Raw genomic sequence first — 26,562 nt, 5'->3', positions numbered from 1 at the left:
ATGGTAGCTAGTCACGCAGCAGTTGCGAACACAGGAATGGCACCGGAAAGACCAGCAAAAAAGGCGTATCCGAAAACTCGCCGGATTCGGTTCTCATTCGGTGATCCGCAGCCGATGCAGCGTCACTTCGTTGAGGGCGACATCGTGCTTAGCCACCTTGTGGCGTTGCTGTCGGGCATATTTCCGCCCGGCGAGGAATTATTTATCAGGTCGGTCCGGCGCTTCGCCGATCGGGTGACCGATCCGGAGTTAAAGAAGCGGGTGGCCGGATTCATTGGTCAGGAGTCGGTGCATGGGCAGGAACACCGCCGGCTCAACGAGCAATTGGTGGACAGGGGCTATCCCCTGGTCAGTTTTTTCATGTTCGATGCCAATAGTCGGCGGCAGCGGCTGTTGGTGCGGATCGAAAACCTGCTGCCCGCGCGGGTACCCCTGGCGGTCACTGCAGCGGCTGAACACTTCACTGCCACGCTGGCTGAGCGAATGCTAGGCGAGGAGTTACAGAAGATCCCTGGTGATCCCGAGGTGCGAAACCTGCTCAACTGGCACGCGGTGGAAGAGCTGGAGCACAAATCGGTTGCCTTCGACGTTTACCGGTCGGTCCGCGGGCCGGAGTGGCTTCGCATCGGTGTGATGGGGGTTTTATACGTTCTGGCCATCCCGGTGATAACGATCGGCGTGTTGCTGTCCATCGCGACGGACCCTAAAGGGTGGCATCCGATCAAAGTGACGCGTCAAGCGCGTGCTGTGTTTCGAGGCCCGCTGCTCAAGGGTTTGATGGCCGACCTGCGCATCTACATGAAACCCGGCTTTCATCCCGACGATGTCGACACCCGTGCGCTGCTGAACAAGTGGCAGCAGGAACTGTTCGGGACCCATGGCACCCTTGTGGGTTACCAAAAGTAGCAGCAAGTCCGGCGAGCCCGAATTGAGTACAAAAGTCGAGATTGAACAGTTACCTGCTGCCGAGCGTGTCACTCCTGACCATGACGTCGTCATTGTGGGCGCTGGGTTCGGCGGTATCGGCGCCGGTATCGCCTTGCAACGGAGAGGTATTCACGACTTTGTCATCGTCGACAAGTGGGATCGGGTGGGCGGCACCTGGCATGCGAACACATATCCGGGTGTGGCGGTGGATATTCCGTCGTTTGTCTACAGCTTTTCCTACGAGCAGCGCGGTGATTGGTCGCGGATCTTCGCTCCGGGTGACGAGCTTCGGGATTACGCCGATGACGTCGTGGACCAATACGGCCTGCGTGAGAAGCTTCGGTTGAACACCACCGTCGCCTCGGCGGTGTTTGATGAGCACAACAGTCTATGGCGATTGACCGCCGCCGGCAACCAGGAGATCACGAGCCGATATGTCGTAATGGCGGTCGGCGGCCTGGAACGCCCGAAGATGCCCGATATCCCAGGTTTGGACGAGTACGGGGGTGCGCTCGTGCACACCGCGCTATGGGATCACGACGTGGTGCTGGCCGGTAAGCGCGTCGCGGTGATCGGCACGGGCGCCACGGCGCTCCAGCTTGTCCCGGCCATCGTTGACGAGGTCGAACATCTGACCGTCTTCCAGCGAACGCCGATCTGGGTGTTCCCCAAACCGGATATGGAGATCAAGTCCGTCGGCCGATGGGTCCTGGGCCGTAAACGAATCCGCTCGGCTATCCGCACGGTGGGCACTGTCGCAACTGAGATCGGGATGGCGGGGATGTGGGTCGGTCCAGGGTGGCTAGTGAACGGGACTCGCCAGCTGCTCGAGCTAGCTACACGCCGCTGGATGCGTCGGCAAATCGAGGATCCAGTAATTCGGGAGAAGCTGATCCCACACTATGGCTTGGGCTGCAAGCGCCCATCGATGTCAAACGACTACCTCCGCACATTCAACCGCGAAGATGTCAGCCTGGTCACCGATGCGATCGAGTGCATAACCAGGAAGGGGGTGCGGACAGTGGATGGTGTAGAGCACGAGGTCGACGTGTTGATATGCGCGACCGGGTTCAAGCTGTGGGATACGGGTGCAGTGCCACCCTTTCCCGTCATCGGGCGCGACGGCATCGATCTCGGGCGGTTCTGGTATGAGCAGAGATACCAGTCGTATCAAGGCGTGTCTGTTCCCAAATTTCCGAACATGTTCTCCATCACTGGGCCTTATGGCTTCGTGCTGGGATCATATCTGTGGATGATCGAAGCGACGTCGGCTCATCTGAGCCGCGCTATAGCCGAGGCGAAGCGCTGCGGCGCGACGGTCTGCGAGATACGTCAGGAAGTCCACGACGAGTATTTCCGGAAGTGTTTGAAGCGCCAGGAAAAGAACTTTCTGTTCACTCCGACCTGCGCGGATTCGAATACCTACTATATCAACAGCCAGGGCGATTCACCGTTTCGGCCGTCGACGCATGGCGAAATGTATTGGCAGAACCGACATTACAACCTTGATGTCTACCGCTACAGTACGGGCGTTAAGCTTCCGGGTGCGATCGGGGCCATGAGGAAGGAGAACGCGTGAAGGTCAATCGGTTGCGTCCACGCGTGGTGGTGGTCACCGGGGCTGCAAGCGGTATTGGCCGGGCGACAGCGATCAGGTTTGCCAAGCTCGGCGCCCATGTCGTGGTGTCCGACATCGATCTGGATGCGGCACAAGCGACCACGGCGATGATCCGTGGTCATGCCCGCAGCGCGTCGGCGGCGCAATTGGATGTTATCGACCCCGATGCCTGGGAGGCGCTCGCTCGCAGCGTGTTAGCCGATTACGGATACGCCGATGTGCTGGTCAATAACGCAGGAATCTTGGTGGGCGGCCCGTTCTTAGAGCTGCGTCCGTCGGATTGGGAACGCCAACTCGGTGTGAACCTAATGGGCGTCGTTCATGGGTGCCGTTTCTTCGGCGCCCAGATGGTTGAACACGGCGGTGGCCATATCGTCAATATCGCCTCGGCGGCGGCATTCACGCCCACCCCGGTTATGTCGCCGTACTCGGTTTCCAAAGCGGGCGTGAAGATGCTGACCGAATGCCTGCGGCTCGAGCTCGGACCGAAAGGCATCGGCGTCAGCGCGATATGCCCGGGTGTGATCAATACCAATATAGGTGATCGCGCGGTGGTTGTCGGCGTCAACCACGAACTGATCGAACAAGGAAAACAGTTCACCAAGAAGCTCCAGGAATTTGGCGAGAAGTTTCCGATCTCACCGATGAGTCCCGACCTCGTCGCTCGCGCCGCCGTGCGTGCTGTACGGTTTGATCTCGCGGTCGTACCGGTGCGCACCGAGGCCTGGCTGGGCTATTTCATGCTCCGCATTGCCCCCGCTGTCAACCGCCGTATGACACAACCATTCTCAGTGGAGGCGTTGCAGCGGCTGGGCACTCGCCTGTTGAGCACCCAGCGCGCCACGAACCAGGACAAACTTGTCCCCCGTCGAGCCGATTCGGCGGCGTCGGTCGTCAGCACGGGAAAGTAGTCTGCTGACGATCAATGGCCATTCCGAAGTCGAGTGTTTCCGACATCATCAGTCCTTCCCGCCAAGCTCACGCCCGGCGTGTCAGACCAAGATCAGATCCACCGTTGTTCAGACAGTCCCAGGTATGGAAAATGACCCCGACGAAATCCTGCCCCACACCCGTAAACGGGTTTCAGACGCAGGACCCTAGTAGCGCAGGGCTTCAAGTGCGGCGCGGACCAAGACGCCGGTCGCAGCGACCAGGCCGACGCTTATCCGGCCCGTTCGAACATCTACGCTCGAGGAGCTTGATGTACGCCATACAGCTTGACGACTTGTCGACGCGCGTCAAACAACCAGCAGGTCAGTACGGCCCTCAGCCCGCAGCAGCTCCTCGTACCGCGGGAAAAGCTTCTTGGCGACGGGAATAAGCTTCAGGATCTTTGGAACCGGCCCCTTGGCGCGGACCTGGCCTTTGGCCAGCGCGACAGCGAGATTGAGGTTGCCCTGCCAAAACCGGTTGGCCATGTCAGAGGTCATGAACATCGCTACGGTAGGCTTGATGTCACAGTTCCCGGTGAACACCTTCTTATTAGGCATGTCGACCGTAACCTGGATATCCGGGTCAGAGCAGTTGAGCTGCAGCACAACACCGGATGCCGCTAGTTGATCGGCGATCGACTCATCGTCCACCGCCTCCTCGAAGATCCCGGCAATGTACTTCGTTGCCTCGACGCCGTCTTTGAAAACGCCCATGACACAACTCCTAGTCATTTGATGGGGTGGTGATGGTCGGGACGCCGCGAGGTCTGACCGAAAAACCACGATGATGATGTCGTGATAGATCGGCAAAGCTGACGGCGACGCGGCGGGAGCTCATGCGGCAGCTGACATTGTGGGTCGAAGCCACAGCTATCGCCTGTCCGAATTTTGGCAGAGAGGTCAGAATCAACCTCCGCGCCAAGCGGCCGCGCGACACGTGGCCCCGGCCACCAATCTGATGCCAATCCCTCAGCTCCTGGATCTTTTGATGTATCAGCTATCTTTGCGCGCTGCCCAGTCGTATAGCTTTCCGATCTTCGTGTAGCCATTGTCCGGGACAAATGCCGCCTCGACCCGCCCGTCGTGAATACAATCGACGGGGCACAGCGGGACGCACTTCCCGCAGTCGATGCATTCATCGAGGTCGATGACGAATCGGCCCAGGAAATCGTCGGCCTTCTTGGATATGGCATCGACCCGTCCCGGGCACGAGTGCTCACACGCTCCGCACCCGATGCACGTGTCATCGATGTAGAAATGGCCTCGCCGAGTGCCGCTCATGCTCTTTCCTTTTCTTCAGCGGCGACTCACAGCCGAGCGCTCTTGTTGATGAAATGCTGCAAACTCTGGTTGTAGCGGAAAAACATGTCCTTGCCCAGAGGATCAGATGACCAGACCCGTATCGGCGTCGACGCCATGCTCAAGGCGTTGAGGGTGTGATCGAGGTCCGGTCGGCCGTCTCCGGCGCGGATGTTGTCCACCATGTCCAGCCACGAATCACGGTCGGTTTCGATGACGAAATCCATCGACTCCAACCCTGTGTCGCTGATCTCTTTGATCTCGCTCACCTCGAAGCCGTCGAACGTGAGCTGGACAATCAACGCAGACCCATCTGGGCCGCCATCGAAGATGTTGACGGCAAACCGGCAGTCGACCTCGCCGAGTTTACGGAACTCGGCGAGGTCAGCCTTACTGACCTCCGCCAGCCTGGTGAACCACTCAACGGTAGGAAGATCTGCGCTCGTACTTACGCCGTCCACGGCATCTCCAAGGGGATCGTCACCTTCTCGCGACGGTCAAACCCGGCCCGCTCACAGCGCTGCAGGTACTCCTCAATAATCGTCCCCCACAGGAACGACACACCCTCCATACCTTCGTCGATCTTGTCCACTCCACCGCCCATAAGAACGGCCAGCGGTTCCAACAGCCCGGGACTGCTCAGTGCGGTGAGGATGATCTGCTCGCCAAGATCGGCGAAGCGATGCATATCCGAAAGCGCCTTTTCCCGATCAGTCGAGCTGTCGAGGAAGTTCTTCAATTCCAGGGTCCCGTACGACACGTGACGGGCCTCGTCCTGCATGCAGCGCCGGAAGATCTCCTTGTCGACATGCGTCTTGGACAGGTACTCCCCGGCCCGGAAAATCGTAAGGACAAGCCCTTCGCCCAGCACGTTCAGCAGGAACGTGCCCTGGGTGTGGCTCGGCGACTCGAGGATCGCCTTCAGTGCCCACTCCAGGGCCGGGCTGGCGTGCAACAAGCCTCCCCCGCCGGCGAGGGCACGCTTTCGGAACACCTCCATGTGGCGGGCCTCGTCCATCATCTGCGTCACGAGGAAGTTCTTAACCTCGTAGAAATCCGGTGAGGTGCGATACACCCACCGCGACGGAAAGTCACCGGCGACGAACTCAACCTCCGTCAAAGAGGTAGCCAGCTGGCACGCCGCCTTCTCCAGATCCTCACTGGCGGGCTCCAGCTCGTTCCACGGAATATCGCTGGTGGAGTTCCACTGCCGTGCCTTGGCCTCCTCATACAGCGTCATGACGTTGTCCGCCCAGGCCTCCTTCTTGTCGAGGATGTCATAAGCGTCGATGGTCGGCATCTGGTCAACATAGGGCTCACGCACAGAGCCGCGCGGGGCGAAGTTGCGCCACGTCGTGTGCTCGGGCAGCGTGCCGTAGGCTGGCGGGCGGTTGATGTCGGTATAGGTCAACCCCCGCGAACTCGGGCGCGCGCGAACACCCCAATTGGCCTTGTCGGTGTTCATCCAGTGCAGCGAAAACGAGCCGCGCCCGAGCCGGTCGAGGTTCTCCTGCAACAACTCAGCCCAAATCGTGTTGTCCTCCCGAAACTTCTTCTCGTAAGCCGCCAACGCCTCGTCTTCGAGCGGAGTTTCACTGGGAAGCGCCTGCATCTGGGTCAGCATCTCGGTCATGTGGTGATCCTTCACATTAGTGACCTAATCCATTCGTAGCGCCAGCGTATGGCGCCGCTCACATCGCGTGTAAGGTCCGGCAGGTGTCCGTGTGCGGTTTCAGGACATGCTTGGCATTGTTGCTTCAAGACATCTTTGACGGATTCGCCCTGGGCAAGTCGCGAGCACGGCTAGATGCTGTGGCGGCGTGGGTAAGCCTTGAAGATGGTGATATCGCTGTCGGGATTTCTCGCATGAGTGCAGATCTCGTTGCTGTCAATGGCCAAGTAGAAGTACCCGCTGGTGGCCGGATAAAAGTACCCACCCCGTGCAGTGATTCTTAGATTGGTTGGGGGTTCTCCTTCCGGTGTTGGGCGTCCTTCATTCGGTAGGACTGGCCGTCGGTGATGACGACGGTGGCGTGATGCAGGAGCCGGTCCAAGATGCTGACGGCGGTGGTCTGCTCGGGCAGGAATCGACCCCACTCTTGGAAGGGCCAGTGCGAGCCGATGGCCAGGGAGCGGCGTTCGTAGGCGCCGGCGACGAGGCGGAACAGCAGCTGGGTGCCGGTGTCGTCGAGTGGGGCGAAGCCCAGTTCGTCGAGGATGATCAGATCGACACGGAGCAGGGATTCGATGATCTTGCCGACGGTGTTGTCGGCCAAGCCGCGGTAGAGGGTTTCGACGAGGTCGGCGGCGGTGAAGTACCGGACCTTGTGCCCAGCATGAATCGCAGCGACCCCCAGTCCGATCAGGGTGTGGGACTTGCCGGTCCCAGCCGGTCCGATGATCGCCAGATTCTGTTGTGTGCGAACCCATTCCAGGCTCGACAGGTAGTCGAACACCTTGGGCTGAATCGACGATGCGGCCACGTCGAAGGACTCCAAGGTCTTGGTGACCGGGAACCCGGCAGCCTTGAGCCGGTTGACGACGTTGGAGGCATCCCGTGCCGCCAGTTCGGTCTCGACGAGGGTCCGTAGCACTTCTTCGGGGGTCCAGCGCTGGGTCTTGGCGGTGATTAGGACTTCGGGGGCGGTGCGCCGGATCGCGGCGAGCTTGAGCCGCCGCAGCCCGGCGTCGAGATCAGCGGCGAATTGCGGAGTGGACAGTGGTGCAACGGGTTTGGTTGCCTTGGCTGGCGTGCCGTTCATGACGTGGCACCACCGTCTGCGGCCGGGTTGACCGTGTAGGCAGCCAGGGATCGGGTCGGGGCGACTGGGAGGTCCAGGATCAACGCATCCCCGGCGGGGCGGGGCTGCGGCGTTCCGGCGCCGGCGGCCAGGATGGACCGCACGTCGATCGCGCGGAACCTCCGGAACGCGACCGCCCGGCGAAGCGCGCCGACCAAGGCGTCGGTGCCGTGGGCGGCGCCCAACGCCAGTAGGACTTCCAGTTCGGAGCCCAGCCGAGTGTTGCCGATCGCGGCGGCCCCGACCAGGAATGCTTGAGCATCCTCGCCGAGTGTGCAGAACTGTTGCTCAGCATGAGTTTTGGGTCGTGGTCCGCGGCTAGGTTCCGGGCGGGGACCGTCGTAGTGATCGTCGAGGACTGATGCGCTGCCTGGGGCACCCAGTTCGTGCTCAGCCACGATCACCCCAGTCGCGGGCTCCACGATGCACAGCGCGCCGTGATCGACGACGACGGCCACGCTGGTCCCGATCAGTCGGGTGGGCACCGAGTAGCGGGCCGAGGCATACCGGACACACGACAGCCGGTCGACCTTGCGGATCACCGACGGTGCCCCGATTCGAAGTTGCAGCGACGGCAACGGTTGCAGGAGTTCCCGTTCGATCAGCAGTTGCTCATCGGGGACCGCACAGATCTCCGAATGCACCGCGGCATTGACCTCCAGACACCACGCCCTGGCCGCAACGTTGGCAGCACGCAGATCAACCGGCACCCCGGCGATGGCGGCGTCGGTGAGCAGCGGGACGGCGAGGTCGCGTTGGGCGTAGCCGCACAAGTTCTCCACGATGCCCTTCGATTTAGGGTCGGATGCATGGCAGAAGTCCGGCGCGAAACCGTAATGACCTGCCAGCCGGACGTATTCGGCGGTAGGGATCACCACGTTGGCGACCACGCCGCCCTTCAGACAGGCCATCCGGTCGGCCAGCACCCGGGCCGGGACACCACCTATCCCGGCCATCGCTTCGGCGATCAACGCCAACGTCGTGGACGCCTTCTGGTCGGTGGCGAACGCGACGAAGCGCCACCGGGAGAACGCCAGCACTGCGCAGAACAGGAACAACCCGGGTGCGGCTTGGGCCCAGTCGATCACCAGATACTCACCCGGTGACCACACCGCCGGGCGACGTCCCCGGTGATGTTCGTTGCGCCACAACACCTTCGCCTCAGCAACGAGGCGACGGAAGTTGCGTGCCGACCCGTCGTAACCGGCGGCCTTCGCGATCGGCAACATCCGCTTCGCCGACATCCGACCCGCCGACTTCTCGACACGCTCGGCGACCAGATCGGCCACCGCATCGTAATTGTGGGCCCGCTCGACCCGCGGCGGTGCGCTCTCACCGGCTTCGAATTTCTCGACGACTTTCTTGACGGTCCTATGGGTGGTGCCGCACAGCTGCGCGGCGCCGCGGTATGACCCGACTTGTTGATAAGCAGAAATGATGTCCATGCGGTCCCTCGCAGACTTCAATGGAACTCCCCGGTGGTGACGATGAGTGGTTGGCACCTTCACCGTCACCACCGGGGCCCGCAGTTCCTGATCGACACGACGAACACGGGGTGGGTACTTTTATCCGGCCACCAGCGGATACCTCCACTTGGCCACCAGTGGGTACTTTTTCATGGCCACGGACAGTTGCCGTCGATTACGACGCGAAAGACGGTGTCCTCAATGGCAATAGCGACCGTTTGCCCTTGGTAACTGCGTCCTATCCGTAGTCGTTGGCCGGCGACGGTCACCGTCCCATTGGCCGCCACGCGTCGCATGGCCTGGTGTGGGGGCGCCGGTGGCGGCAAGGGCTCGGCGCTGGGGCGTGCTCCACGCAGTGCTGCGCGCTGATCCGCCGGTATCGGCGCGGGCAGCGTCTTGACGAGTCGGCGGTTGGCCACGATGTGCATCAGGGTGCCCTCGAAGCGGACGGTGACGCGCTGGCCGACCAACGTCGACTCCAGCAGCACCTTGTGGCCACCAAGGCCGATGCAGCCATCGCGGGAGACGGTGCGCGCGACTTCGATGACTGCGCTGGTGGTCAGCATGTCGACGGTGACAGCGCCACGTGCGGGCTCTGGTCCGGCGATGCGTGCACCGCGGCGCAGCAGATCGCGCAGGTCGTGTTCGGACAGTCGCGATGGTCGCGTCCGGATGACCGCGCCGTCGAGCACGATGTGGATGCTGCGGTCGCTGGCCCACACCGTGACCTCGCGTCGGGCCAGCGCGGCGGTGAACTTGAACTGCTGATCAGCTGGAAGCAGCAGCCGCGCTCGGGGCGTCAGCACTGCCTCCCACTCGACGGCGTGCACGGTCGCGCCCAACGCGTGCTCTGTCACCGGCGCGAGGTGTTGGCGGGTACGAGGCGGAACGATGACGTCGACGGTGTTGGGGACCAGCGGTTCGGTGGCTACGGGCAGCGGCGGTATCACGTCGATGGGCGCTGGACGGAACACCGTTGCCGGCGTCGCCATCCCCAGCGACTGGTGGGGACGGCTGTGGTTGTAACCGTGCACCCAGGCATCGATCGCCTGCTGGGCGGCTTCGATGCTTACGAAGGGGCCTGCGGAATCCAGGAGCTCGCGGCGCAGCGTCTTGTGAAAACGTTCGATCTTGCCGGTCGTCGTCGGTGATCGGGGTTTCGTCAGCCGCGTGGTGATGCCGTTCTCCCGACAGATCCGTTCGAACAGCACCTCAGCCGGATACGGCTTGGTGAACCGGCCCGTGAACTGCTTCCCGTTGTCGGTCAACACTTCTGAGGGCACGCCGTAGGCGGCCATGGCCGCGGTGAATGCCGCGCAGACCGCGCGTGCCCCCGGCTGGGCAACGACAGTGGCCATCACGACGAACCGTGCATGGTCATCGATGCCGGTGACCAACTTGCACTCACGACCATCGGCGAGGAACACCCCGCCCATGATGTCGATCTGCCACAGCTGCATCGGGGCGTCGCGCTGCCAGCGCCGGTACTTGCGCTTGTGGTTCTGCTGCTGCGCGGTGATCAGGCCATGACGCACCAAGATTCGGTAGACGCTCGACCGCGACGGCGGCGCGTCCACGCCACGAAGTACCAGCTCGTGAGCGATGCGTTGAGCACCCCAGCGCGGATATGTTCGGCGCAGTTCGCAGACCATCGCCACCACCGTCGGCGACAGCTCGTTCGGCGACGTCAACGGCCGACGCGACCGATCGGCCAATCCCGGCAAGCCGAAGGCCTCATACCGGATGACCCATGAGTGCACGGACTGCCGCGACGCCCCGCACTCCCGTGCCACCTGGCTTTTGGGAACTCCGTCGAGGACCTGCAGGACCGCACGATATCTGTGCTCAGTCACCCAATCGGCGGAATCACCGGCCGTCTCATCGCTCACAGAACGAGCATCAAACCAGACCGTCAAAGATCTGCTGAACCCGTCAAGGATCTCTAGAACCCCTGCCGTCCAACATGTCTTGAACCTTTACATTGACAGCAGGGTCAACTCTGACCCGAGTGGGCCATCCCACTATCGAAACTTTTGGCCCGCCGCCGTAGCGCGAGCCGATAGGCTGAAGCTCAAGCGCTCCGCGCGCAACTACCTGGGCGTCTGGTTCCATTCCCAGGTGGTGGTGGTAATCAGCAGCTGACGCGACGAACAGCGGTTCAACGTAGGGCTGAACGCCGCTCCCCGCCGAATTACGGGCGAAGCTCTGTCTTTGAATACCTCGCCCGCGGCAGTTCGCGGCATGTCGGGAACGAGATGCACACAGAATGCGGTCAGGGGCGGCGGAAGGTAAATCCCTACCACGCCTGGCGCCGAACCGCAAGCGGGTCACACTCGACCCGCGATGTCCTGTCGAAGATCATCACCGCATGGTCGGCACTGACGTGGCTGGGCCAACCCGCGCCAGGCACGCCTGTGCGGGCGAAGGCGCACCACCGCGACTGGACATCCTCGGTAATGCGCAGCGCCGTATATTTGTCGCCTGCCGCGCTGAGCAGCCGACCCAACCGCGTTCTGTAGACGTCGAAAACTGCGAGCAATTCGGTAGCATGAGTGGCCCCCAGCCCGGACCATCGCAACGTGCGCGGAGCGTAGTCATAGCGGTACACGTATACCGGAGCGTGTGCGCTGTGCGCGTCGGCGATCTGCCATACGACCGATGCGAACGTGAAGTCGCCTCCCAATTCAATACAAGCAGCGGCTTTCGGATAAGAGGGGTACGCCGCCGTAATCCGCTCACGGTCAGCAGATTCCACAGTCGATAGCAGCAGCTCGATCTTGGGTTCGTTCGTTGGCAGTAGTTTCAGGAAGCGGGTGAACAGCTTGGCTTCTTCCGCATTGTTACCCACGACGAGAGGCACTCGGTGTGCTTTTCCCAAGCGCAACGAATCCATTGGATCCAGCGGCAGGTAGTCGGTTCCATATGTGGGACCGACCGGATATACGCCCGGCGCGTTGCGGCTTTCCTGCATGATCAGATGATCCAAAGTCGCTACGAGGTCGGTCGGCGGCGCGGTCAGCAAGACCGCGGCAGCGTCTCGCCTCCGAGCTCCGAGAATCGCCGCAAACCTTGCGGCGTATTCTTCAGATTGTTCACGGGAACTAGCCAAACCTCCCGCGGGGCTCTCAGAAATGGCTTGAGCGAACAGCCCTTTAGCAGCTGGAACAGCCAACAGCGTCGCCACTGCGTGTGCCCCTGCGCTCTCGCCGAATATCGTCACAGCGTCGGGATTGCCGCCGAAGCTTGCGATGTTGTCACGCACCCAACGGAGCGCCATAACCAGATCACGCAGATAAAGATTGTCGTCGATGCGGAAGGCGTCGGTAGACAGAGACGAGAGGTCAACTGCTCCAAGCGCGCCCAGCCGGTAATTAACTGACACGAACACGCACCCCTTGCGAGCCAACGATGCCCCGTCATATACCGGTGTCGCGGAGCTGCCGAGGAAGTATGCGCCGCCATGGATGAACACCATCACAGGTAACGGCCGCTCGTATCTGGTGTCGGGCGCGACGACGTTCAGCGTCAGGCAGTCTTCGCTCATCGGCTGATATTTGCCGAGGCCAACAAAAGTGTATTTGCGCGGCTGTGGTGCACAGTACCTGAAACGGTGACACGGCAAGACTCCCTCCCACGGCTCGATTGGCCGGGGGCTCTTAGGCGCAACGCCCCGACGGGCGGCTCGGCGTAGGGGATGGATCGCCACCTGGTCACGCCGTCTCGGGAGAAACCCTCGACCAAGCCGGAAGTTACTGTGGTGCAGACGGTACGAAGGTGCATCGCTCGACTGTAGCTAATGGCCATTCACATCCTGCTTAAGTGGATGGATGTCACGCATATCTTGGTTTTGGTAGCTGTCGGCTGCCCTTAACTATGGCCAGCTTTGGGCTGCGCCACACAGCTCAGAGGTTCTCAGGCCGAATTGGCTATCGTGCGGTCGAGAAATCCGGCGACTGCTGCAGTGAAGGCGTCGTTGTCGTCGCCGGCCACCATGTGACCTGTGCCGGAAACGTCCACCGCTTCGGCGTGCGGGACAACCTGGAGGAATTCATCGACCGACTGCTGCGATGTCACATCCGAGAGGACGCCGCGCACCAGAAGCGTTGGTGCCTGCACGCGACGGGCCCCCTCAACAAGCAGTTCGCTGATCGCGTCGAACTGTTCGGCACCAGTGGCGGGGTCACCTTGCAGGAACTGAAAATTAGAGGTGATGAAAGCCGGATCCCATCGCCAAATCCACCTGCCATCGTCGCGTTGGCGCAACACTTTTCGCAGTCCGTCCAGGCTTTCGGGACGAGCGCGGTGCGGATTGTATTGGGCGATGACGTCGGCCGCGTCGTCGAGCGTGCCGAATCCGTCGGGATGGGCGGCCATAAATGACACGACGCGGCGTGCACCGTGGAACTCCATTCGCGGGGTGATGTCGACAAGAACGACTGCTGACCACAAATCGGCTGGTGCCAGCAGATGGGTTCCCAAAATGGTCATGCCACCCAACGACGCACCAACGACCACCGGCGGGCGGTCGTCACTCGCATGTTCGCGCACAGCCAGCAGATCGGATGTGAGTCCTGCGAGTTCGTATCGCCCAGTCGGGTCCCACCCGCTATCGCCGTGGCCTCGGGCATCGTAGGCGACGACGGTGTAACCGCGCGCATGCAACCGGCGCGCCGTGGTGGTCCAAGCGTGGCGATTTTGACCACCACCATGCAGGAGAAGTACGACGGCGCGGGCGGTGTCGTGCCGGTAGAAATCCGCCGTGAGGGTGACGCCGTCTTCGGTGCGGATTCGCTCGCAGGTAACAGTCATTTGATTAGGCCGCGATAGCCAATTCGGACGGCACTCGTGCTCAGTCTCGCCATCAACCGGAATACCCCCTCGGGCTAACCACCGTCACGGTTCCCTGCGCCGCGCATACCGCGCGCCCCGCGTTGGAGACATCGATTCTGGCGACACCGCTACGCTTGCCCAGCGCGATGATCTCGGTGACCGCAACGCACACTCCGCTCGACACGGGCTGCAGCAGATTTAGCTTGAATTCCGTTGTGGCCACCCATGATCCCGCTGGGATAACCGGATAGAACACCACGCCCAGACAGTGGTCTACCATCGCCGACAAGCATCCGCCGTGCAGGTTGCCGAACGGCGTCATCAGGTCGTCCCGAGCATCCATCTCCACAACCAGACGTCCCGCGGCGAATTCGGTGTGCCGAAATCCCAAGTAGCTGGACAGCCCACCCGCGGTTGCCGCCGCATTCTGCAACTCGTCGGCAATCTCTTGGCTGAACTGCTCGAACTTCATGTCTAGAGCCCCTCGTCGTTCACCGATACTGCTGCCACTAACGAGACATTACTCCGTACTTGTTGCATCAGCGCAAGACCGGGTGGTGGTGAGCAGAGGAGGAAGCAGGAATCTTCGTAGAAAAGCATCGAGGCCCTCCGGGCTGCGCTGCCTTGGGCCTTCGACCGTGAGTAGGCTGAGGATAGCCCGCAGTATCCACTCGGATGCATCGTCGACCGACACCCCACGCTCAAGTTGATCCCAGTGCGCGGCGAAGACAGGGCGAAGGAACTCGGCGACGAGTTCGAACAAAGCCACCGACGTACCCTTGGCCAGCCCTACGCCGGCGAGTTCGTCGTCACTGCCGAATAGCAATCCGATTATGGGTTCACGGTGGGCCGCACGGAGTGTAACCTCGACGAAATCCAGTATCGCCGAGCCTAAATCGGCATGCGCTGCGATCCGCGCACTAATGCGGCGGAGGTAGCGTTCGGCTGACCGCAAGATAACACCGGAAATGACGGATTCACGACTCGGAAAGTAGCGATACACCGTGGCGCGGGACACCCCGGCCTGCCTGGCGATGTCCTCCATCGTGGTGCCCGGTAGCCCCTTGTTCTCGAGGGACGTTGCGGCGGCATCGAGCAGATGGTCTCGGGCGATGTCGCGGCTCGCGGCGGTCGCCGTGCCCCATCGCAACGATTTTTTCGTCACCATTCAAGTATGCCGTCCCGTGCCGTTCGTGGGCTGACGATCGAAGCAGTTGTCGTATAGCACCTTATGTGACAATATCGCAGATATGTCGCAAAGGCGTCGACGATGACCGCGGCCTGACCGTTGCCGATTCCACGCCGCACTCCGGTCGTCGTCGCAGTTGGTGAGATCACGCACCGCGACGACGGTGTCGTTGACCCCATCGATTTGGCTTCCGAGGCCGTGCGTCGAGCATTGCAGGACTCGGGCGCTGCTATCGGGCATCGAATCGATATGGTGGCGACGCCCGGAATCTTGATGATTCCGCGTGACAATCCTGCGACGAGGATTGCCGAAGCGGCTGGGCTGGCGCCAATACGGCGCATCAGTTGTCCGGTTGGCGGTAATACGCCTCAGTACCTCGTTGAGGTGCTCGGCGCCCGCATCGCGCGCGGTGTCAGCGACGCGGTGTTAGTCGTCGGAGCGGAGAGCGGCGCGTCAGCTCGTAGGGTTGGATCGGGTCAGGTGCGACGAGACCCGAAACCCGTTGAGGGCCGGGATGAGTCACTTGGCGATACTCGCCCCGGTCTGAGCGCGGCCGAGATGTGTGCTGGACTGCGTTGGCCGCACCAGGTGTACCCGGTCTTCGAATCGGCGATTGCGGCTCGATCGGGCCGGACCTTCGATGAGCAGCGTCGCTGGCTGGGAAACCTGATGGCCCCCTTCACGCTCGAAGCATCGAGGCATCCCGGCCAGGCATGGTTTCCGCGCGCGCGCACTGCCAGTGAGCTCAGCTCGGTCTCGCCAACTAACCGGATGGTGTGCGAGCCATATCCCAAGATGCTCAACAGCATTATCACCGTCGATATGGCAGCCGCCTTCGTCATGATGGCTGCCGAAGTCGCCGACGAAATCGGTGTTCCTCGTGACCGATGGGTTTTCCCATGGTGCGCGGCCACTTGCAACGACGTGTACTTTCCGGTTCAGCGGCCCGATCTCAGTCGGTCCGCGGGAATTCGCGCTGTCGGACGGGCGCTCCTAGCTGCCTGCGACCTTTCCGCCGATGACATCGGATGGTTCGATTTGTACTCCTGCTTCCCTTCCGCGGTCGAAGTTGCGATCGAGGCGCTCGATCTCGATCCAGCGGATCCACGCGGGTTCACGGTGACCGGTGGATTGCCCTACCACGGAGGACCGGGTAACAACTATGTCAGCCACTCGATTGTGGAGATGGTTCGACGCTGCCGAAGCGAACCGGACGCCCTAGGACTGGTTTCCGGATTAGGTTGGTACATCACGAAGCACTCGTTGGGCCTATGGTCGGCGACGCCGCCGCCGACTGGGTGGCAGACACCGGACATGGCGGAAGCGCAGGCCGCGATTGATGCGACTGCGGTTCCAGTCGCTTCTGCCGCCGACACATCCGGTAGGGCAACGATCGACGGCTACACGGTGGTACACGACCGCGACGTTGGCCCTTCGTGGGTGCCTGTTCTCGCGCGTCTACCCGACGGCCGGCGCGTCGCGGCTCGCAACGACGATGCGAAGGTGGCGAAGGAAATGTCAAAAGAGATGATGGTCGGACGTCAGGTAACTGTGCGGCCCGCTGATCAGCGCGTCGAATTCGAACTGCCATGAAGGCCGATGCGCTCGTGCTGACCAAGCCGCGCGCCCTCGAGCGGCGCACTCTTGCGGTACCGCCCGTCGACGGCCACTCCGGAGTCCTTCGGATCGAGGCGTGCGGGCTCTGCGGAACCGATCACGAGCAGTACAGCGGTCACCTACCAGCGGGCTTCGCCTTCGTCCCGGGACATGAAATCGTCGGTGTCGTTGAGGCAGTCGGTGACGCCGCAAGCGCGCGTTGGGGTGTGTCGGCAGGTGATCGGGTTGCGGTCGAGGTTTTTCGATCGTGCCGGGAGTGCGACGCGTGCCGCCGAGGTGAGTATCGCAGGTGCTCGCGCAACGGACTGGCCACGATGTTCGGCTTCGTCGACGTAAACATCGATCCCGGCCTGTGGGGAGGGTACGCAACGCACCTGCATCTGCCCTTCGATTCCATGCTGTTGTCGATTCCAGACAGACTCGACCCGATTGTCGCTACGTTGTTCAACCCGCTGGGCGCGGGAATCAAATGGGCTGCCACGCTGCCGGAGACCGCGTCAGGCGACGTCGTCGCAGTCCTGGGGCCAGGCATCCGCGGCATCTGCTCGGCCGTAGCAGCGAAGGAATCCGGAGCGGCATTCGTCGCTATGACCGGACTCGGACCACGCGATCGACCACGGTTAGCCGCAGCGTCCAAGTTCGGCGTGGACCTGACCATTGACGTGACCCGTGAAGACCCGGTCAAGGCCCTGCAACGAGCGACCGGTCAACTCGCAGACGTCGTCGTCGACGTCACCGCCAAAGCGCCAGGTGCATTCGCTGACGCCGTCGCACTTGCTCGACCAGGCGGACGCGTGGTGATCGCCGGCACCCGCGGCGGCGGCGGAGCACCAGGCTTCGAGCCAGACCTCCTCGTTTTCAAAGAACTACGCGTCCTCGGCTCGCTGGGGGTCGATTACCCCGCCTATCAGAGCGCGATCGAATTGCTCGTCTCTGGGCGTTGGCCCTTCGATGAACTATCCCGGGACGTCGCCGGTTTCGCGGGCCTACCACGATTACTCGACGTCTTAGCCGATGGCGAGCCGGGCACGATTCCGGCCTTGCACAACGTCTTCGTACCGATGGCCTGACGTGCCAGCAGTGCCCAACTGAAAGGACTCTCAATGACGATGTCAAGCCGCCGACTGAGTGATCGGGGGTGAGTCGGGTTGCCAGGTGCGGTTGTCGCGGATGAGTGCGTAGAGGACGTTGGTGCGGCGTCGGGCCAGGCAGATGGTGGCTGGGATGGGTCGTTTGCCTTGGTTTCGTTTGCGTTGGTAGTAGGCGCGGGAGGCCGGGTCGCAGCGGATGGCGGTCAGTGCGGACATGTACATCACCCGGCGCAGCCGGCGGCTGTAGCGCTTGGGGGTGTGCAGTCGTCCGGTGCGTTTTCCCGAATCTCGAGATACCGGTGCGAGCCCGGCCCAGGCGGCGAGCTGGTCGGCCGAGCCGATCAGTTCGGGATCGCCGACGGCGGCCAGGAATTCAGCACCGAGCCGAAATCCCATGCCTGGGATGCTGGTGATCACTTCGGCCAGTGGATGGCGGCGAAATCGGTCCTCGATGTCGGCATCGGTGGTCTTGATGCGGTCATCGAGGGCAATCACCCCCTGCGCCAGATCAGCGATCAGTCCGGCGGCCACTTGTTCGCCGGGCAGTCGGACCGTTTGAGTTTTGGCGGCCGCCACCGCAGCCGCCGCAATGGCCGCGGCATTACGCACTCCGGCGTCGGCCAGGATCCGGGTCAGCCGCGAAATACCGGTCTGGCGGATGGCTTTGGGGCGCTGGTAGCGCGCCAGCAGCACTACCCAGCCCCGGTCAGCGCTGAGCTGGGCGGCCCGCTCCAGCGCCGGACACACCGCAACGAGTTGTTGGCGCAGTCGGTTGATCGTGCGGGTGCGGTCAGCGACCAGGTCGGCGCGATGAGCGGTGAGCAGCCGCAGTTCGGTGATCAGATCGTCGTCGGGATGCAGCAGTGGCAAGTCATCGCCGCGCATCCGCGACTGATCAGCGATCACCCGGGCGTCTTTGGCGTCGGTCTTGGCTTCACCACCTCGATAGACCGCCGAGGCTTGCCAGACCGCACGGCCCGCCAGGTAGCGCACCGACTTGCCGGCATCAGCCAACACGGTCAACAACAGGGCGGCATACACCGTGGTCAGGTCCACCGTCCAGGCAACCTGATCAGCCAACGAGTCAATCTCGCCGATCAGCGCACGGATCGGTTGCTCCTCGTTGCCGAGTCTGCGCGACAACACCACCGTGCCGCTGTTGTCGACCACGCACACCCAGTGATGTTCCTTGCCGACATCAACCCCAGCCCACAACTGGCCCGCTGCCATCGATCTCCTATCCGCTTGTCTGCCAACACGATCCCCACGGACAACCCCGCCAGCATTTCCTTAAACAAGCGATCACGTCGCAGATCTCAATCAGCGGCCCGAGGAAGTCCAGGAAGGCCGGGCGGCCAGTCCTTTCAAGCCGCACCACCAGGCCGGCAACCGACATGCCGCCTCACCCGACCCACCCGGGTCACAGCACAACGTAACAACACGAAGTAACTGCACCTACGAACTTAAGGACCGACTGTGGGCAGTGGAAACCGCGTCGAAATGCTCGGCCTGACAGACGCGCGCCGGCGCGCTGCTCAATGTGGCATCCCCGAAGCCATAGCGGAGTTGTCGATATTCCGAATCGCGCTTCACCAGCCTAGTGTGGCAATGGCCTTGAACGGACTGCTGGAGGCGTTGCTGTGGACCGGGGACCTCGACGCGCGGCTGCGAGAGCTGATCATCATGCGAATCGGCTGGGTCACCGGCTCGGTCTATGAATGGACGCAACATTGGCGACTCGCACGAATGCTCGACGTGTCCGAGCGTGACCTGCTCGCGGTGCGAGATTGGCAGAATGCTAACCACTTTGGCGATGCCGAACGTGCTGTACTTGCGGCGACCGATGAGACACTGCGTGACGGCACCATCTCGGATGGCACGTGGGCTGTGTGCCGAGATGCGTTGCAAGCAGACCCGGGGCTCCTTGTAGAACTTGTCGCGGCGATTGGCAACTGGCGACTCTTTTCTGCGCTCCTGCGATCTCTGGATGTGCCGCTCGAAGACGGCGTCGACGAATGGCCCCCTGACGGTGTTCGACCATCGTGACGCAGCGTGTCCAAAATGCCTGCGGTACCGTGCTAACGGTATCGCGCCGAAGCGGACCGTACTGGCGCTTGGATCGCCCGGCGCGGCTCGCCGTGACCATGAGCTGCACTTTGCCAGGTCGGCATACGCCAAGTTGCTGCGTTCGGCACCTTAATGCGGGATTTCTCGTCGTTTAAGGCCGCAATGGCCGAAGTTATCGAACACGTCCAACCGGAAACGAGGCCGCAACCTTGGATGCTCCAAATTCAACTGAACCGCAACGCCTGCCGTCACACACGCCTACCTGTATGGGTTGCGGGACCCGAGAATTCCAGTGGCCTGCAGCTAGAGGTCTATCGTCTGGACGATGAGGTATATGCCGATGTGGCATTCGATGAGCGTCATATCGGTGCGCCCGGCTTGGCGCACGGCGGGGCTATCGCGGCGGCGTGCGACGACCTTTTGGGCTTCACCCTGTGGATCGCCGGCACGCCTGCGGTCACGCGCAATCTCGCGATCGAGTATCTAGCGCCGGTTCCGCTACACCAGCCCCACCGCATTAGCGCACGTATCAGCGTGCGGCAAGGACGTGCCTTACACTGGCGAGGGGGTCGGTGAAGATGGCGTCATTCGTTTCACCGCAACAGCGGTTTTCATCACGGTAGAACCCGAACACTTCGCCGCCCACGGCGACATCGCCGGTTTCGGAGAGCTTCTTGACCAGCTCGTCCGCTTCGCTGGACCCAACACCGCTCATGACTCAGATGAAGGTGCGTAATCGTCGGTATTTTAGTCAAAATGCAAGAGTTTCAAGCGTCCTCACGTTTACGTTGCGGCCACCAGCTGGTCTCACGGAGCAATGTGGCGATCGCGGGAACCGTGAGAGTGCGGACAACAAAGGTGTCGAGTAGTAGGCCACAGCCGATGATGAGCCCGGCTTGGATCATGATCGCGACCGAACCGACCATAAGGCCGAACATGCTGGCCGCGTAGATGAGCCCGGCGGAAGTGATGACTGAGCCGGTGTTTGCGACCGTGCGCAGTACGCCGACGCGGATGTTGTGAGCGGATTCCTCGCGTAACCGCGAGATCAGCAGCATGTTGTAGTCGGCGCCCACCGCGATCAAGATGATGAACGCCAAAAGCGGTACCAGCCAAGCGATTTTCTTACCGAGGCCGTATTGGAAAACGAGCGTCCCGATGCCCAGTGCGGCTGCGTAGTTGAGCACGACCGTACCGAGCAGGTAGAGCGGGGCCACCAAGGCGCGCAGGAGAACGACGAGGATCAGTCCGACGATGACGAGCGTGGCAATGGCCAGCAGATGGAAGTCGGCCGACAGAAGGCGCTGGATATCGGAGTTGACGGCGGGGAATCCGGCCATCGATATTTTGGCGTTGGCCAAGGAGGTGTTGGGCGTGCAGCATCGGCAACTTGGGTGATCTTCTGAGCGAGATCCATCGCTTCGCTGCTGTAGGGGTTGTAGCTGGATTCGATGGCGAAGCGTGCGGTCTTGCCGTCAGCGGACAGGAAGTGCTTTGCCACATCGGAGAACTGGCGATTCTCGAAGGCGTTAGCCGGGAGGCAAAAGCCGCTGGAGTTGTCCGAACCGGCGCTGGACCGCGCGGAATTCTGTAGTTGGGTGGCGATCTGACTCATGCCGGACAACATTTCGATGTTGCTGTCGGCAAGGGTATGCACACCGGTGGCTAGGGCTTGTGCGCCCGATGCGAGCTGGCTGATGCCGTTTTGGAGGCGGCGGATGTTGCCGGCCATGTCGGCGGGGTCGCCGAGCGCTCCGAACGCCTTGTTCAGCGAGGTGACCGTGTTCTGCAGGTCTGCCATGGTGCCCCCCGCAGTATCGCCGCCCGGCTGGTACATGTCGCCGAGGTTGGCGAGCTGGCTGAAAAAGCCGCCATCGCGCAAGGTCACCAGAATCCGTACCTGGTCGCGGATCTGGGTGCACTCGGGTGTGGAGGCAAACCAGGGGGAGGTGTTGAGCGCACCGACCAGCGGGTCGATCGTGGCGATCGCATTCTGAGCTTGTTGAGCTTCTTGACGTAGCCCAGGTCCGGCTCGGATAGCTTGGTCGATGGTCGGTGTGGTAGTCGAAAGTTGCTGCAGCAGAGGGCGAAAGCGCTGAAATTGCGAGCCGCTGGACTGGGCTTGGTTAAGGATACCGGTCAGCGGAGTCAACGCTGTGCGAAGGGTGGTGTCAAGTTGCGCCAGGCCGCTGGCGAGTTGGTCGGCACCGCCGGTGAGTTTGGTGAGATCGGTCTTGTGGGCGTCTCCTTTGGCGACGGCATCGGCCATCTTGTTGCCGATCTGGACGTTTTGCCAAGAGAGCTGTGCCTGATCGAGTCGTGCCCCGGTGGGCCGGGTGACGCCGGATACTTTGGTGACGCCCGGCAATTGCGACACGCGAGACGCCATCTCATCCAGGTCGGCCAGGCCTTTACCGGTGTGCATATCGGTCCGTGATTCCACGACCATGAACTGGGTGATGACGATATCTTTGCGAAAGTGCCTGTCCAGCAGGTGATAACCTTCGTTGCTGGCGGTTGTGTCCGGCTCTCCTTGGCGGTCGTCGTAGCTCATGCGCATGGTCAGCGCGACAGCCGCTAGCCCTAATACAAGGGCCAGGCTGGCGGCCAGCAGTGGGGTGGGTCGGCGGACTACGGCCACGGCGATCCAGTTCCAGTAGCGGCGTGTGCGGTCGGCTTTGGGTTCGCCAATGCCGCCGTTTGGCGGCCAGCGCCAATACCGGAGGGAACAATGTCACGGTGGCCGCGACTCCGACGAAGACGGCTATCGCGCACGCTGGGCCCAGCGCGCCAAAAACGCTCAGCTTTGCAAAGAACCATGGCCAGAAATGCAAACGCCACAGTCGCGGCGGAGGCCAGGATCACCCGGCCGATGGTGGCGGTTGCGTTGATCACCGCGAGGTCAGCCGAGACGTCCTGGCGGCGCTGCTCGTGATACCGGCTGATCAAAAATGCCGAATAATCGGTGCCGGCGCCCAACAGAATCGCCGTCATGAACGCGATGGTGAATCGCGACACCGGCATTCCCGCTTCGCCCAGCGCCGAGAGCACTCCGCGCCCTACCGCAAGGCTGACCCCGATAACCAACAGAGGCAGCAACGCGGTAAACAGTGACCTGTAGATGACCAGCAAGATCAGCGCTATCAGCCCGGCGGTCACGACGGAGATGACAATCAAATCCTGCTCAGCCGAATCGATTTGATCGCTGAACGTCGCGGGAGGGCCGGTTACGCGGACCGTCGTGGATGTGCCGCTAAAGGACTGGGCGGCGATAGCGGTGATGGCTTAGTAGTGCGGTGAGGCCGCCGGGAACCGGTCGGTGGTCGCCGACTGCGGGTCATCTTGCCGGGGCAGCAGGTAGGCGCGAACCGCCGAACGTGGCCCGTAGGGCCGAAGTAGCTGGCTGGCCGGGCGAGTGCGTACCTGCTGCGGCCACCAGAACCAGCGCCCCAGCAGCGCGGCGACGGACGGCATCATGAATGAGCGCACGATCAGGGTGTCGAACAGCAGACCCAGGCCGATGGTGGTGCCGACCTGCCCGACGACTTTCAAATCGCTGAATATGAACGAGGCCATGGTGGCGGCGAAGACCAGGCCCGCAGACGTCACCACCGCACCGGTGCCGGCCATCGAGCGGATGATTCCGGTTTTCAAACCGGCACCGATTTCTTCTTTGAAACGGGACACCAGCAGCAGGTTGTAGTCGGATCCGACGGCCAGCATCAAGATGATGGACATCGCCAGCACCATCCAGTGCAGTTTGAAGCCGATGATGTCCTGCCACACCAGCACGGACAGTCCGAACGAGGCGCCCAACGAGATCAGCACCGTGCCCACGATGGTGACCGCGGCGACCAGGCTTCGGGTGATGATCAGCATGATGATCAAAATCAGGCTGGCCGCAGCTATTGCCGCGATCATCAGGTCGTATTTGGAGCCGTCGCGCATGTCCTTGTAGACCGCGGCGGTGCCGGCAAGGTAGATCTTGGCGCCCTCCAGCGGAGTTCCCTTGATGGCTTCCTTGGCTGCGTTCTTGATCGGCTCGACGTGCGAAATGCCTTCCGGGGTCGCGGGATCCCCTTCATGGGAGATGATGAAGCGGGCCGCGTGCCCGTCCGGCGACAGGAACATCTTCAGACCGCGCTTGAAGTCGGGGTTGTCGAAGACTTCCGGCGGGATGTAGAACGAGTCGTCGTTCTTGGCGGCGTCGAAGGCCTGGCCCATGGCGGTCGAGTTTTGGCTCATCACGTCCATCTGGTCATACAGCGACGACATCGAGCTGTGCATGGTCAGCATCATTTGCTTCATGGTCGTCATGGTGGCGATCATGGGCGGCATCTGCGCCAGCATCTGCGGCATCAAGGCGTCCAGCTGAGATATGTCGCCGGCAAGATAGGTGAATTTTTCGGTGATCTGATCCAGACCGTCGAGCGCGTCGAAGAGGGATCGCAGCGACCAGCAGCCCGGGATGTCGAAGCAGTGCTTTTCCCAGTAGAAGTAGCTGCGAATCGGCCGGAAGAAATCATCGAAGTTGGCGATGTTGTCGCGCAATGTGTTTGTGACATCCAACATTTCATGCGTGAGGCCGTCCATGTGGTGGGTGACCGCGGCCATCTGCGAGGTGATGTTGTACATGCGCTGCATGGTGTCGATGGACTGTTGCATCGCGTCGGCCTGCTTGAGCATGTCGTCCATGCGCTGGTGCATGTACTGCTGGTTTTCGACCTGCGTGGTGTTTTGCATGCTGATCTGGAACGGGATTGAGGTGTGCTCGATCGGCGTTCCCAGCGGCCGGGTGATCGCCTGGACGCGCGCGACACCCGGGATGTGGAAGACCCCCCTGGCGATCCGGTCCAACACCAGCATGCCCGCCGGGTTGCGCATGTCGTGATCGGTCTCGATCATCAACAATTCCGGATTCATCCGGGACGCGGGGAAATGCCGTTCGGCGGCGGCGTAGCCGATATTCGCGGGGACGCTCGGGGGTAAATACAGCCGGTTGTCGTAATTGGTTTGATAACCGGGTAGGGCGAGTAGACCGATGAGGGCGATCGCGACTGACACCGCGAGAATTGGCCCGGGCCAGCGCACGATCGCGGTGCCCACCCGTCGCCATCCCCGGGTCCGCATCTTGCGCTTAGGATCGAACAGCTTGAAGAAACTGCCGACGGTCAGGACCGCCGGACCCAAGGTCAGCGCGGCAGCAACGGCGACCAGCATCCCGACCGCACAAGGGATACCCATAGTCTGGAAATACGGAAGCCGGGTAAAGCTCAGGCAATACATCGCACCGGCAATAGTCAGGCCAGAGCCAAGGACGACGTGCGCGGTTCCGTGGAACATGGTGTAGAAGGCTTTTTCGCGGTCCTCGCCTAGGCCGCGCGCCTCTTGATATCGGCCGAGAATAAAGATCGCATAGTCTGTCCCAGCGGCGATGGCCAACAGCACCAAAATATTAACCGCGAAGGTCGACAATCCCATGATGTTGTTGTAGGCCAGGAAAGCGACAACCCCCCGAGCCGCCATCACCTCGATCACCACCATGAACAACGTGCTGAACACGGTGATAATCGAGCGGTATACCCACAGCAACATCACGATGATCACCACGAAGGTGATGATCGTGACCTTCTGGAGGCTCTTTTGTCCGGCCGAGTGCTGATCGGCGATCAACGCCCCAGCGCCGGTCACATAGGCCTTGACCCCCGACGGCGCAGGCACGCTGTCCACGATCTTGCGGACCGCCGCGACAGACTCGCTGGCCAGGCTCTCGCCCTGGTTACCAGCAAGATACGCCTGCACATAGGCGGCCTTGCCGTCGGAGCTTTGCGAACCGGCGGCCGTCAGCGGATCCCCCCAGAAGTCCTGGACGTGCTGGACGTGTTTCGTGTCAGCCTCGAGTTTGCGGACGATCTGGTCGTAGAAATGGTGGGCCTCATCGCCCAGCGGCTTGTCACCTTCCAGCACGATCATGACCGCACTGTCACTGTTGAATTCGTTGAATACTTTGCCGATGTGCTTCATCGCTTGCATCGACGGCGCGTCCTTGGGGCTCATCGACACGGTGTGTTCTTCGGCGACCGCGTCCAGCGATGGAACCAAGACGCTGAGGACGACGACAAGCCCCACCCAGGCAAAGACGACGGGCACCGCGAGTTTGTGGACCGTTCGCGCGAAAACCGGCATATGCGGCAGCCCTGCGGCCCGGTCATCGGTCATGCGGACTTCACTATGCAGAACGTTTGCGCATTCATACCCTGACTCGACCTTTCGTCCTTGACCACCTCGTCCACGATGATCCGGCAGCCGATTTGGTTGCTGTCGCCCTGCGCGACGATGTTGACGCTCACCGAGGGCAGCGTCGAGGTAACCGAGAGCGTCCAGGGCAAAGGCACGTTGCTAGCTTTCTGGGGCTGGGCATTGATGTCCAAGTAGTTGATGTTGGCCACCGTCCCCGGGGGACCATAAACCTGGTAAACCACGCGCTTGGGATTGAACGGCTTGATCTCATCGGCGATGCCGCTGGTCATCGTCTGATCGTCGTGGACGCCGAAAAAGGTGCGAAGCCGCAGTACGCAGAAGCCCGCTACCGCCACCACCGCCACGATGACCAGGACGATCCACATTTTCTTCATCGCAGCGCCAACGTGAATCCTCCCCAGCCAACCATCTCCCGCTAGTTGGGCGCCCCACCGCCCATTCGACCGGGTCGGTCACAGCCAATT

Annotated in this window: 18 protein-coding genes and 4 pseudogenes; 7 read left to right on the top strand and 15 right to left on the bottom strand. The window is 61.8% G+C overall.

Annotated features, from left to right (window positions below):
* Positions 1 to 36 precede the first annotated feature (36 nt).
* Genes I2456_RS23835 through I2456_RS23825 form a run of 3 tightly spaced genes read left to right on the top strand, consistent with a single transcriptional unit; the run spans position 37 to position 3,456 of the window.
* On the top strand, positions 37 to 906 hold the full coding sequence (locus I2456_RS23835) for a metal-dependent hydrolase (protein WP_007172273.1): 870 nt from the start codon (positions 37 to 39) through the stop codon (positions 904 to 906).
* The gene (locus I2456_RS23830; RefSeq protein WP_007172274.1) at positions 878 to 2,506 is read left to right on the top strand and encodes a flavin-containing monooxygenase; all 1,629 of its coding nucleotides are present in this window, start codon (positions 878 to 880) and stop codon (positions 2,504 to 2,506) included. Before I2456_RS23835 ends, I2456_RS23830 begins: the two co-directional genes overlap by 29 nt.
* Positions 2,503 to 3,456 (top strand): SDR family NAD(P)-dependent oxidoreductase, encoded by a 954-nt coding sequence (locus tag I2456_RS23825; protein ID WP_007172275.1) that lies wholly within the window; start codon positions 2,503 to 2,505, stop codon positions 3,454 to 3,456. Before I2456_RS23830 ends, I2456_RS23825 begins: the two co-directional genes overlap by 4 nt.
* A 327-nt stretch (positions 3,457 to 3,783) precedes the next feature.
* On the opposite strand, the gene I2456_RS23820 is transcribed toward I2456_RS23825, so the two are convergent.
* The 11 genes and pseudogenes from I2456_RS23820 to I2456_RS23770 all read right to left on the bottom strand — a co-directional run bounded on the left by I2456_RS23820 (position 3,784) and on the right by I2456_RS23770 (position 15,041).
* Entirely contained in the window at positions 3,784 to 4,191 is a 408-nt protein-coding gene (locus I2456_RS23820) for an SCP2 sterol-binding domain-containing protein (protein WP_007172276.1), read from the bottom strand.
* A 279-nt stretch (positions 4,192 to 4,470) separates the two neighbouring features.
* Positions 4,471 to 4,758 carry an NADH-quinone oxidoreductase subunit I gene (locus tag I2456_RS23815; protein ID WP_007172277.1) on the bottom strand — a complete coding sequence of 96 codons (288 nt, stop codon included), beginning with the start codon at positions 4,756 to 4,758 and terminating at the stop codon, positions 4,471 to 4,473.
* A 26-nt stretch (positions 4,759 to 4,784) separates the two neighbouring features.
* Positions 4,785 to 5,237, bottom strand: a complete 453-nt coding sequence (locus tag I2456_RS23810) for a hypothetical protein (RefSeq protein ID WP_007172278.1) — start codon at positions 5,235 to 5,237, stop codon at positions 4,785 to 4,787.
* Entirely contained in the window at positions 5,225 to 6,409 is a 1,185-nt protein-coding gene (locus I2456_RS23805) for a ferritin-like domain-containing protein (RefSeq protein WP_007172279.1), read from the bottom strand. The genes I2456_RS23810 and I2456_RS23805 overlap by 13 nt, the downstream gene beginning before the upstream one ends.
* A gap of 319 nt (positions 6,410 to 6,728) precedes the next feature.
* The gene (istB, locus tag I2456_RS23800) at positions 6,729 to 7,538 is read right to left on the bottom strand and encodes an IS21-like element helper ATPase IstB (protein WP_007172566.1); all 810 of its coding nucleotides are present in this window, start codon (positions 7,536 to 7,538) and stop codon (positions 6,729 to 6,731) included.
* Positions 7,535 to 9,043 carry an IS21 family transposase gene (gene istA / locus I2456_RS23795; RefSeq protein ID WP_079669096.1) on the bottom strand — a complete coding sequence of 503 codons (1,509 nt, stop codon included), beginning with the start codon at positions 9,041 to 9,043 and terminating at the stop codon, positions 7,535 to 7,537. The genes istB and istA overlap by 4 nt, the downstream gene beginning before the upstream one ends.
* A gap of 167 nt (positions 9,044 to 9,210) precedes the next feature.
* Positions 9,211 to 10,932, bottom strand: a pseudogene (locus I2456_RS23790) (IS481 family transposase); the annotation flags it as partial.
* Between the two features lie 407 nt (positions 10,933 to 11,339).
* Positions 11,340 to 12,823, bottom strand: a pseudogene (locus I2456_RS23785) (carboxylesterase/lipase family protein).
* A 132-nt stretch (positions 12,824 to 12,955) separates the two neighbouring features.
* Complete coding sequence (locus I2456_RS23780) at positions 12,956 to 13,852, bottom strand: alpha/beta fold hydrolase (RefSeq protein WP_033721570.1); 897 nt, start codon at positions 13,850 to 13,852, stop codon at positions 12,956 to 12,958.
* A gap of 52 nt (positions 13,853 to 13,904) precedes the next feature.
* A complete protein-coding gene (locus I2456_RS23775) occupies positions 13,905 to 14,345 on the bottom strand; it encodes a PaaI family thioesterase (protein WP_007172283.1) in 441 nt (146 codons plus the stop codon).
* Positions 14,346 to 14,393: 48 nt separating this feature from the next.
* On the bottom strand, positions 14,394 to 15,041 hold the full coding sequence (locus tag I2456_RS23770; protein WP_046182710.1) for a TetR/AcrR family transcriptional regulator: 648 nt from the start codon (positions 15,039 to 15,041) through the stop codon (positions 14,394 to 14,396).
* A gap of 120 nt (positions 15,042 to 15,161) precedes the next feature.
* Between I2456_RS23770 and I2456_RS23765 the strand changes: the two genes are divergently transcribed.
* Both I2456_RS23765 and I2456_RS23760 read left to right on the top strand, forming a co-directional pair.
* Positions 15,162 to 16,655, top strand: a complete 1,494-nt coding sequence (locus I2456_RS23765) for an acetyl-CoA acetyltransferase (RefSeq protein ID WP_007172286.1) — start codon at positions 15,162 to 15,164, stop codon at positions 16,653 to 16,655.
* Positions 16,652 to 17,749 carry a zinc-dependent alcohol dehydrogenase gene (locus I2456_RS23760; protein WP_007172287.1) on the top strand — a complete coding sequence of 366 codons (1,098 nt, stop codon included), beginning with the start codon at positions 16,652 to 16,654 and terminating at the stop codon, positions 17,747 to 17,749. The genes I2456_RS23765 and I2456_RS23760 overlap by 4 nt, the downstream gene beginning before the upstream one ends.
* 42 nt (positions 17,750 to 17,791) lie before the next feature.
* On the opposite strand, the gene I2456_RS23755 is transcribed toward I2456_RS23760, so the two are convergent.
* Positions 17,792 to 19,000: an IS110 family RNA-guided transposase gene (locus tag I2456_RS23755; protein ID WP_007172600.1), complete on the bottom strand. Its 1,209-nt coding sequence runs from the start codon at positions 18,998 to 19,000 to the stop codon at positions 17,792 to 17,794.
* Positions 19,001 to 19,246: 246 nt separating this feature from the next.
* Between I2456_RS23755 and I2456_RS23750 the strand changes: the two genes are divergently transcribed.
* On the top strand, positions 19,247 to 19,816 hold the full coding sequence (locus I2456_RS23750; protein ID WP_372457562.1) for a carboxymuconolactone decarboxylase family protein: 570 nt from the start codon (positions 19,247 to 19,249) through the stop codon (positions 19,814 to 19,816).
* 287 nt (positions 19,817 to 20,103) lie between these two features.
* Positions 20,104 to 20,573, top strand: a pseudogene (locus I2456_RS23745) (PaaI family thioesterase).
* 31 nt (positions 20,574 to 20,604) lie between these two features.
* Here I2456_RS23745 and I2456_RS23740 read toward each other — a convergent pair.
* The 3 genes and pseudogenes from I2456_RS23740 to I2456_RS23730 form a co-directional block, all read right to left on the bottom strand.
* Positions 20,605 to 23,122, bottom strand: a pseudogene (locus tag I2456_RS23740) (MMPL family transporter); the annotation flags it as partial.
* Positions 23,123 to 26,056, bottom strand: a complete 2,934-nt coding sequence (locus I2456_RS23735; protein ID WP_007172562.1) for an MMPL/RND family transporter — start codon at positions 26,054 to 26,056, stop codon at positions 23,123 to 23,125.
* On the bottom strand, positions 26,053 to 26,472 hold the full coding sequence (locus I2456_RS23730) for an MmpS family transport accessory protein (protein WP_007172563.1): 420 nt from the start codon (positions 26,470 to 26,472) through the stop codon (positions 26,053 to 26,055). Before I2456_RS23730 ends, I2456_RS23735 begins: the two co-directional genes overlap by 4 nt.
* Between the last annotated feature and the right edge of the window lie 90 nt (positions 26,473 to 26,562).

Source organism: Mycobacterium kubicae (genome assembly GCF_015689175.1).
Lineage (GTDB): Bacteria > Actinomycetota > Actinomycetes > Mycobacteriales > Mycobacteriaceae > Mycobacterium > Mycobacterium kubicae.
Note: the sequence above shows the minus strand (reverse complement) of the source record. Positions and strands in the feature narration are given on the sequence as shown.

Bases quoted from the DNA above. Each gene is read 5' to 3' on its own strand.
- I2456_RS23835 (WP_007172273.1), top strand. From the start codon at position 37: ATGGCACCGGAAAGACCAGCAAAAAAGGCGTATCCGAAAACTCGCCGG.
- I2456_RS23830 (WP_007172274.1), top strand. From the start codon at position 878: ATGGCACCCTTGTGGGTTACCAAAAGTAGCAGCAAGTCCGGCGAGCCC.
- I2456_RS23820 (WP_007172276.1), bottom strand. From the start codon at position 4,191: ATGGGCGTTTTCAAAGACGGCGTCGAGGCAACGAAGTACATTGCCGGG.
- I2456_RS23815 (WP_007172277.1), bottom strand. From the start codon at position 4,758: ATGAGCGGCACTCGGCGAGGCCATTTCTACATCGATGACACGTGCATC.
- I2456_RS23805 (WP_007172279.1), bottom strand. From the start codon at position 6,409: ATGACCGAGATGCTGACCCAGATGCAGGCGCTTCCCAGTGAAACTCCG.
- istB (WP_007172566.1), bottom strand. From the start codon at position 7,538: ATGAACGGCACGCCAGCCAAGGCAACCAAACCCGTTGCACCACTGTCC.
- I2456_RS23780 (WP_033721570.1), bottom strand. From the start codon at position 13,852: ATGACTGTTACCTGCGAGCGAATCCGCACCGAAGACGGCGTCACCCTC.
- I2456_RS23775 (WP_007172283.1), bottom strand. From the start codon at position 14,345: ATGAAGTTCGAGCAGTTCAGCCAAGAGATTGCCGACGAGTTGCAGAAT.
- I2456_RS23770 (WP_046182710.1), bottom strand. From the start codon at position 15,041: ATGGTGACGAAAAAATCGTTGCGATGGGGCACGGCGACCGCCGCGAGC.
- I2456_RS23760 (WP_007172287.1), top strand. From the start codon at position 16,652: ATGAAGGCCGATGCGCTCGTGCTGACCAAGCCGCGCGCCCTCGAGCGG.
- I2456_RS23755 (WP_007172600.1), bottom strand. From the start codon at position 19,000: ATGGCAGCGGGCCAGTTGTGGGCTGGGGTTGATGTCGGCAAGGAACAT.
- I2456_RS23735 (WP_007172562.1), bottom strand. From the start codon at position 26,056: ATGACCGATGACCGGGCCGCAGGGCTGCCGCATATGCCGGTTTTCGCG.
- I2456_RS23730 (WP_007172563.1), bottom strand. From the start codon at position 26,472: ATGAAGAAAATGTGGATCGTCCTGGTCATCGTGGCGGTGGTGGCGGTA.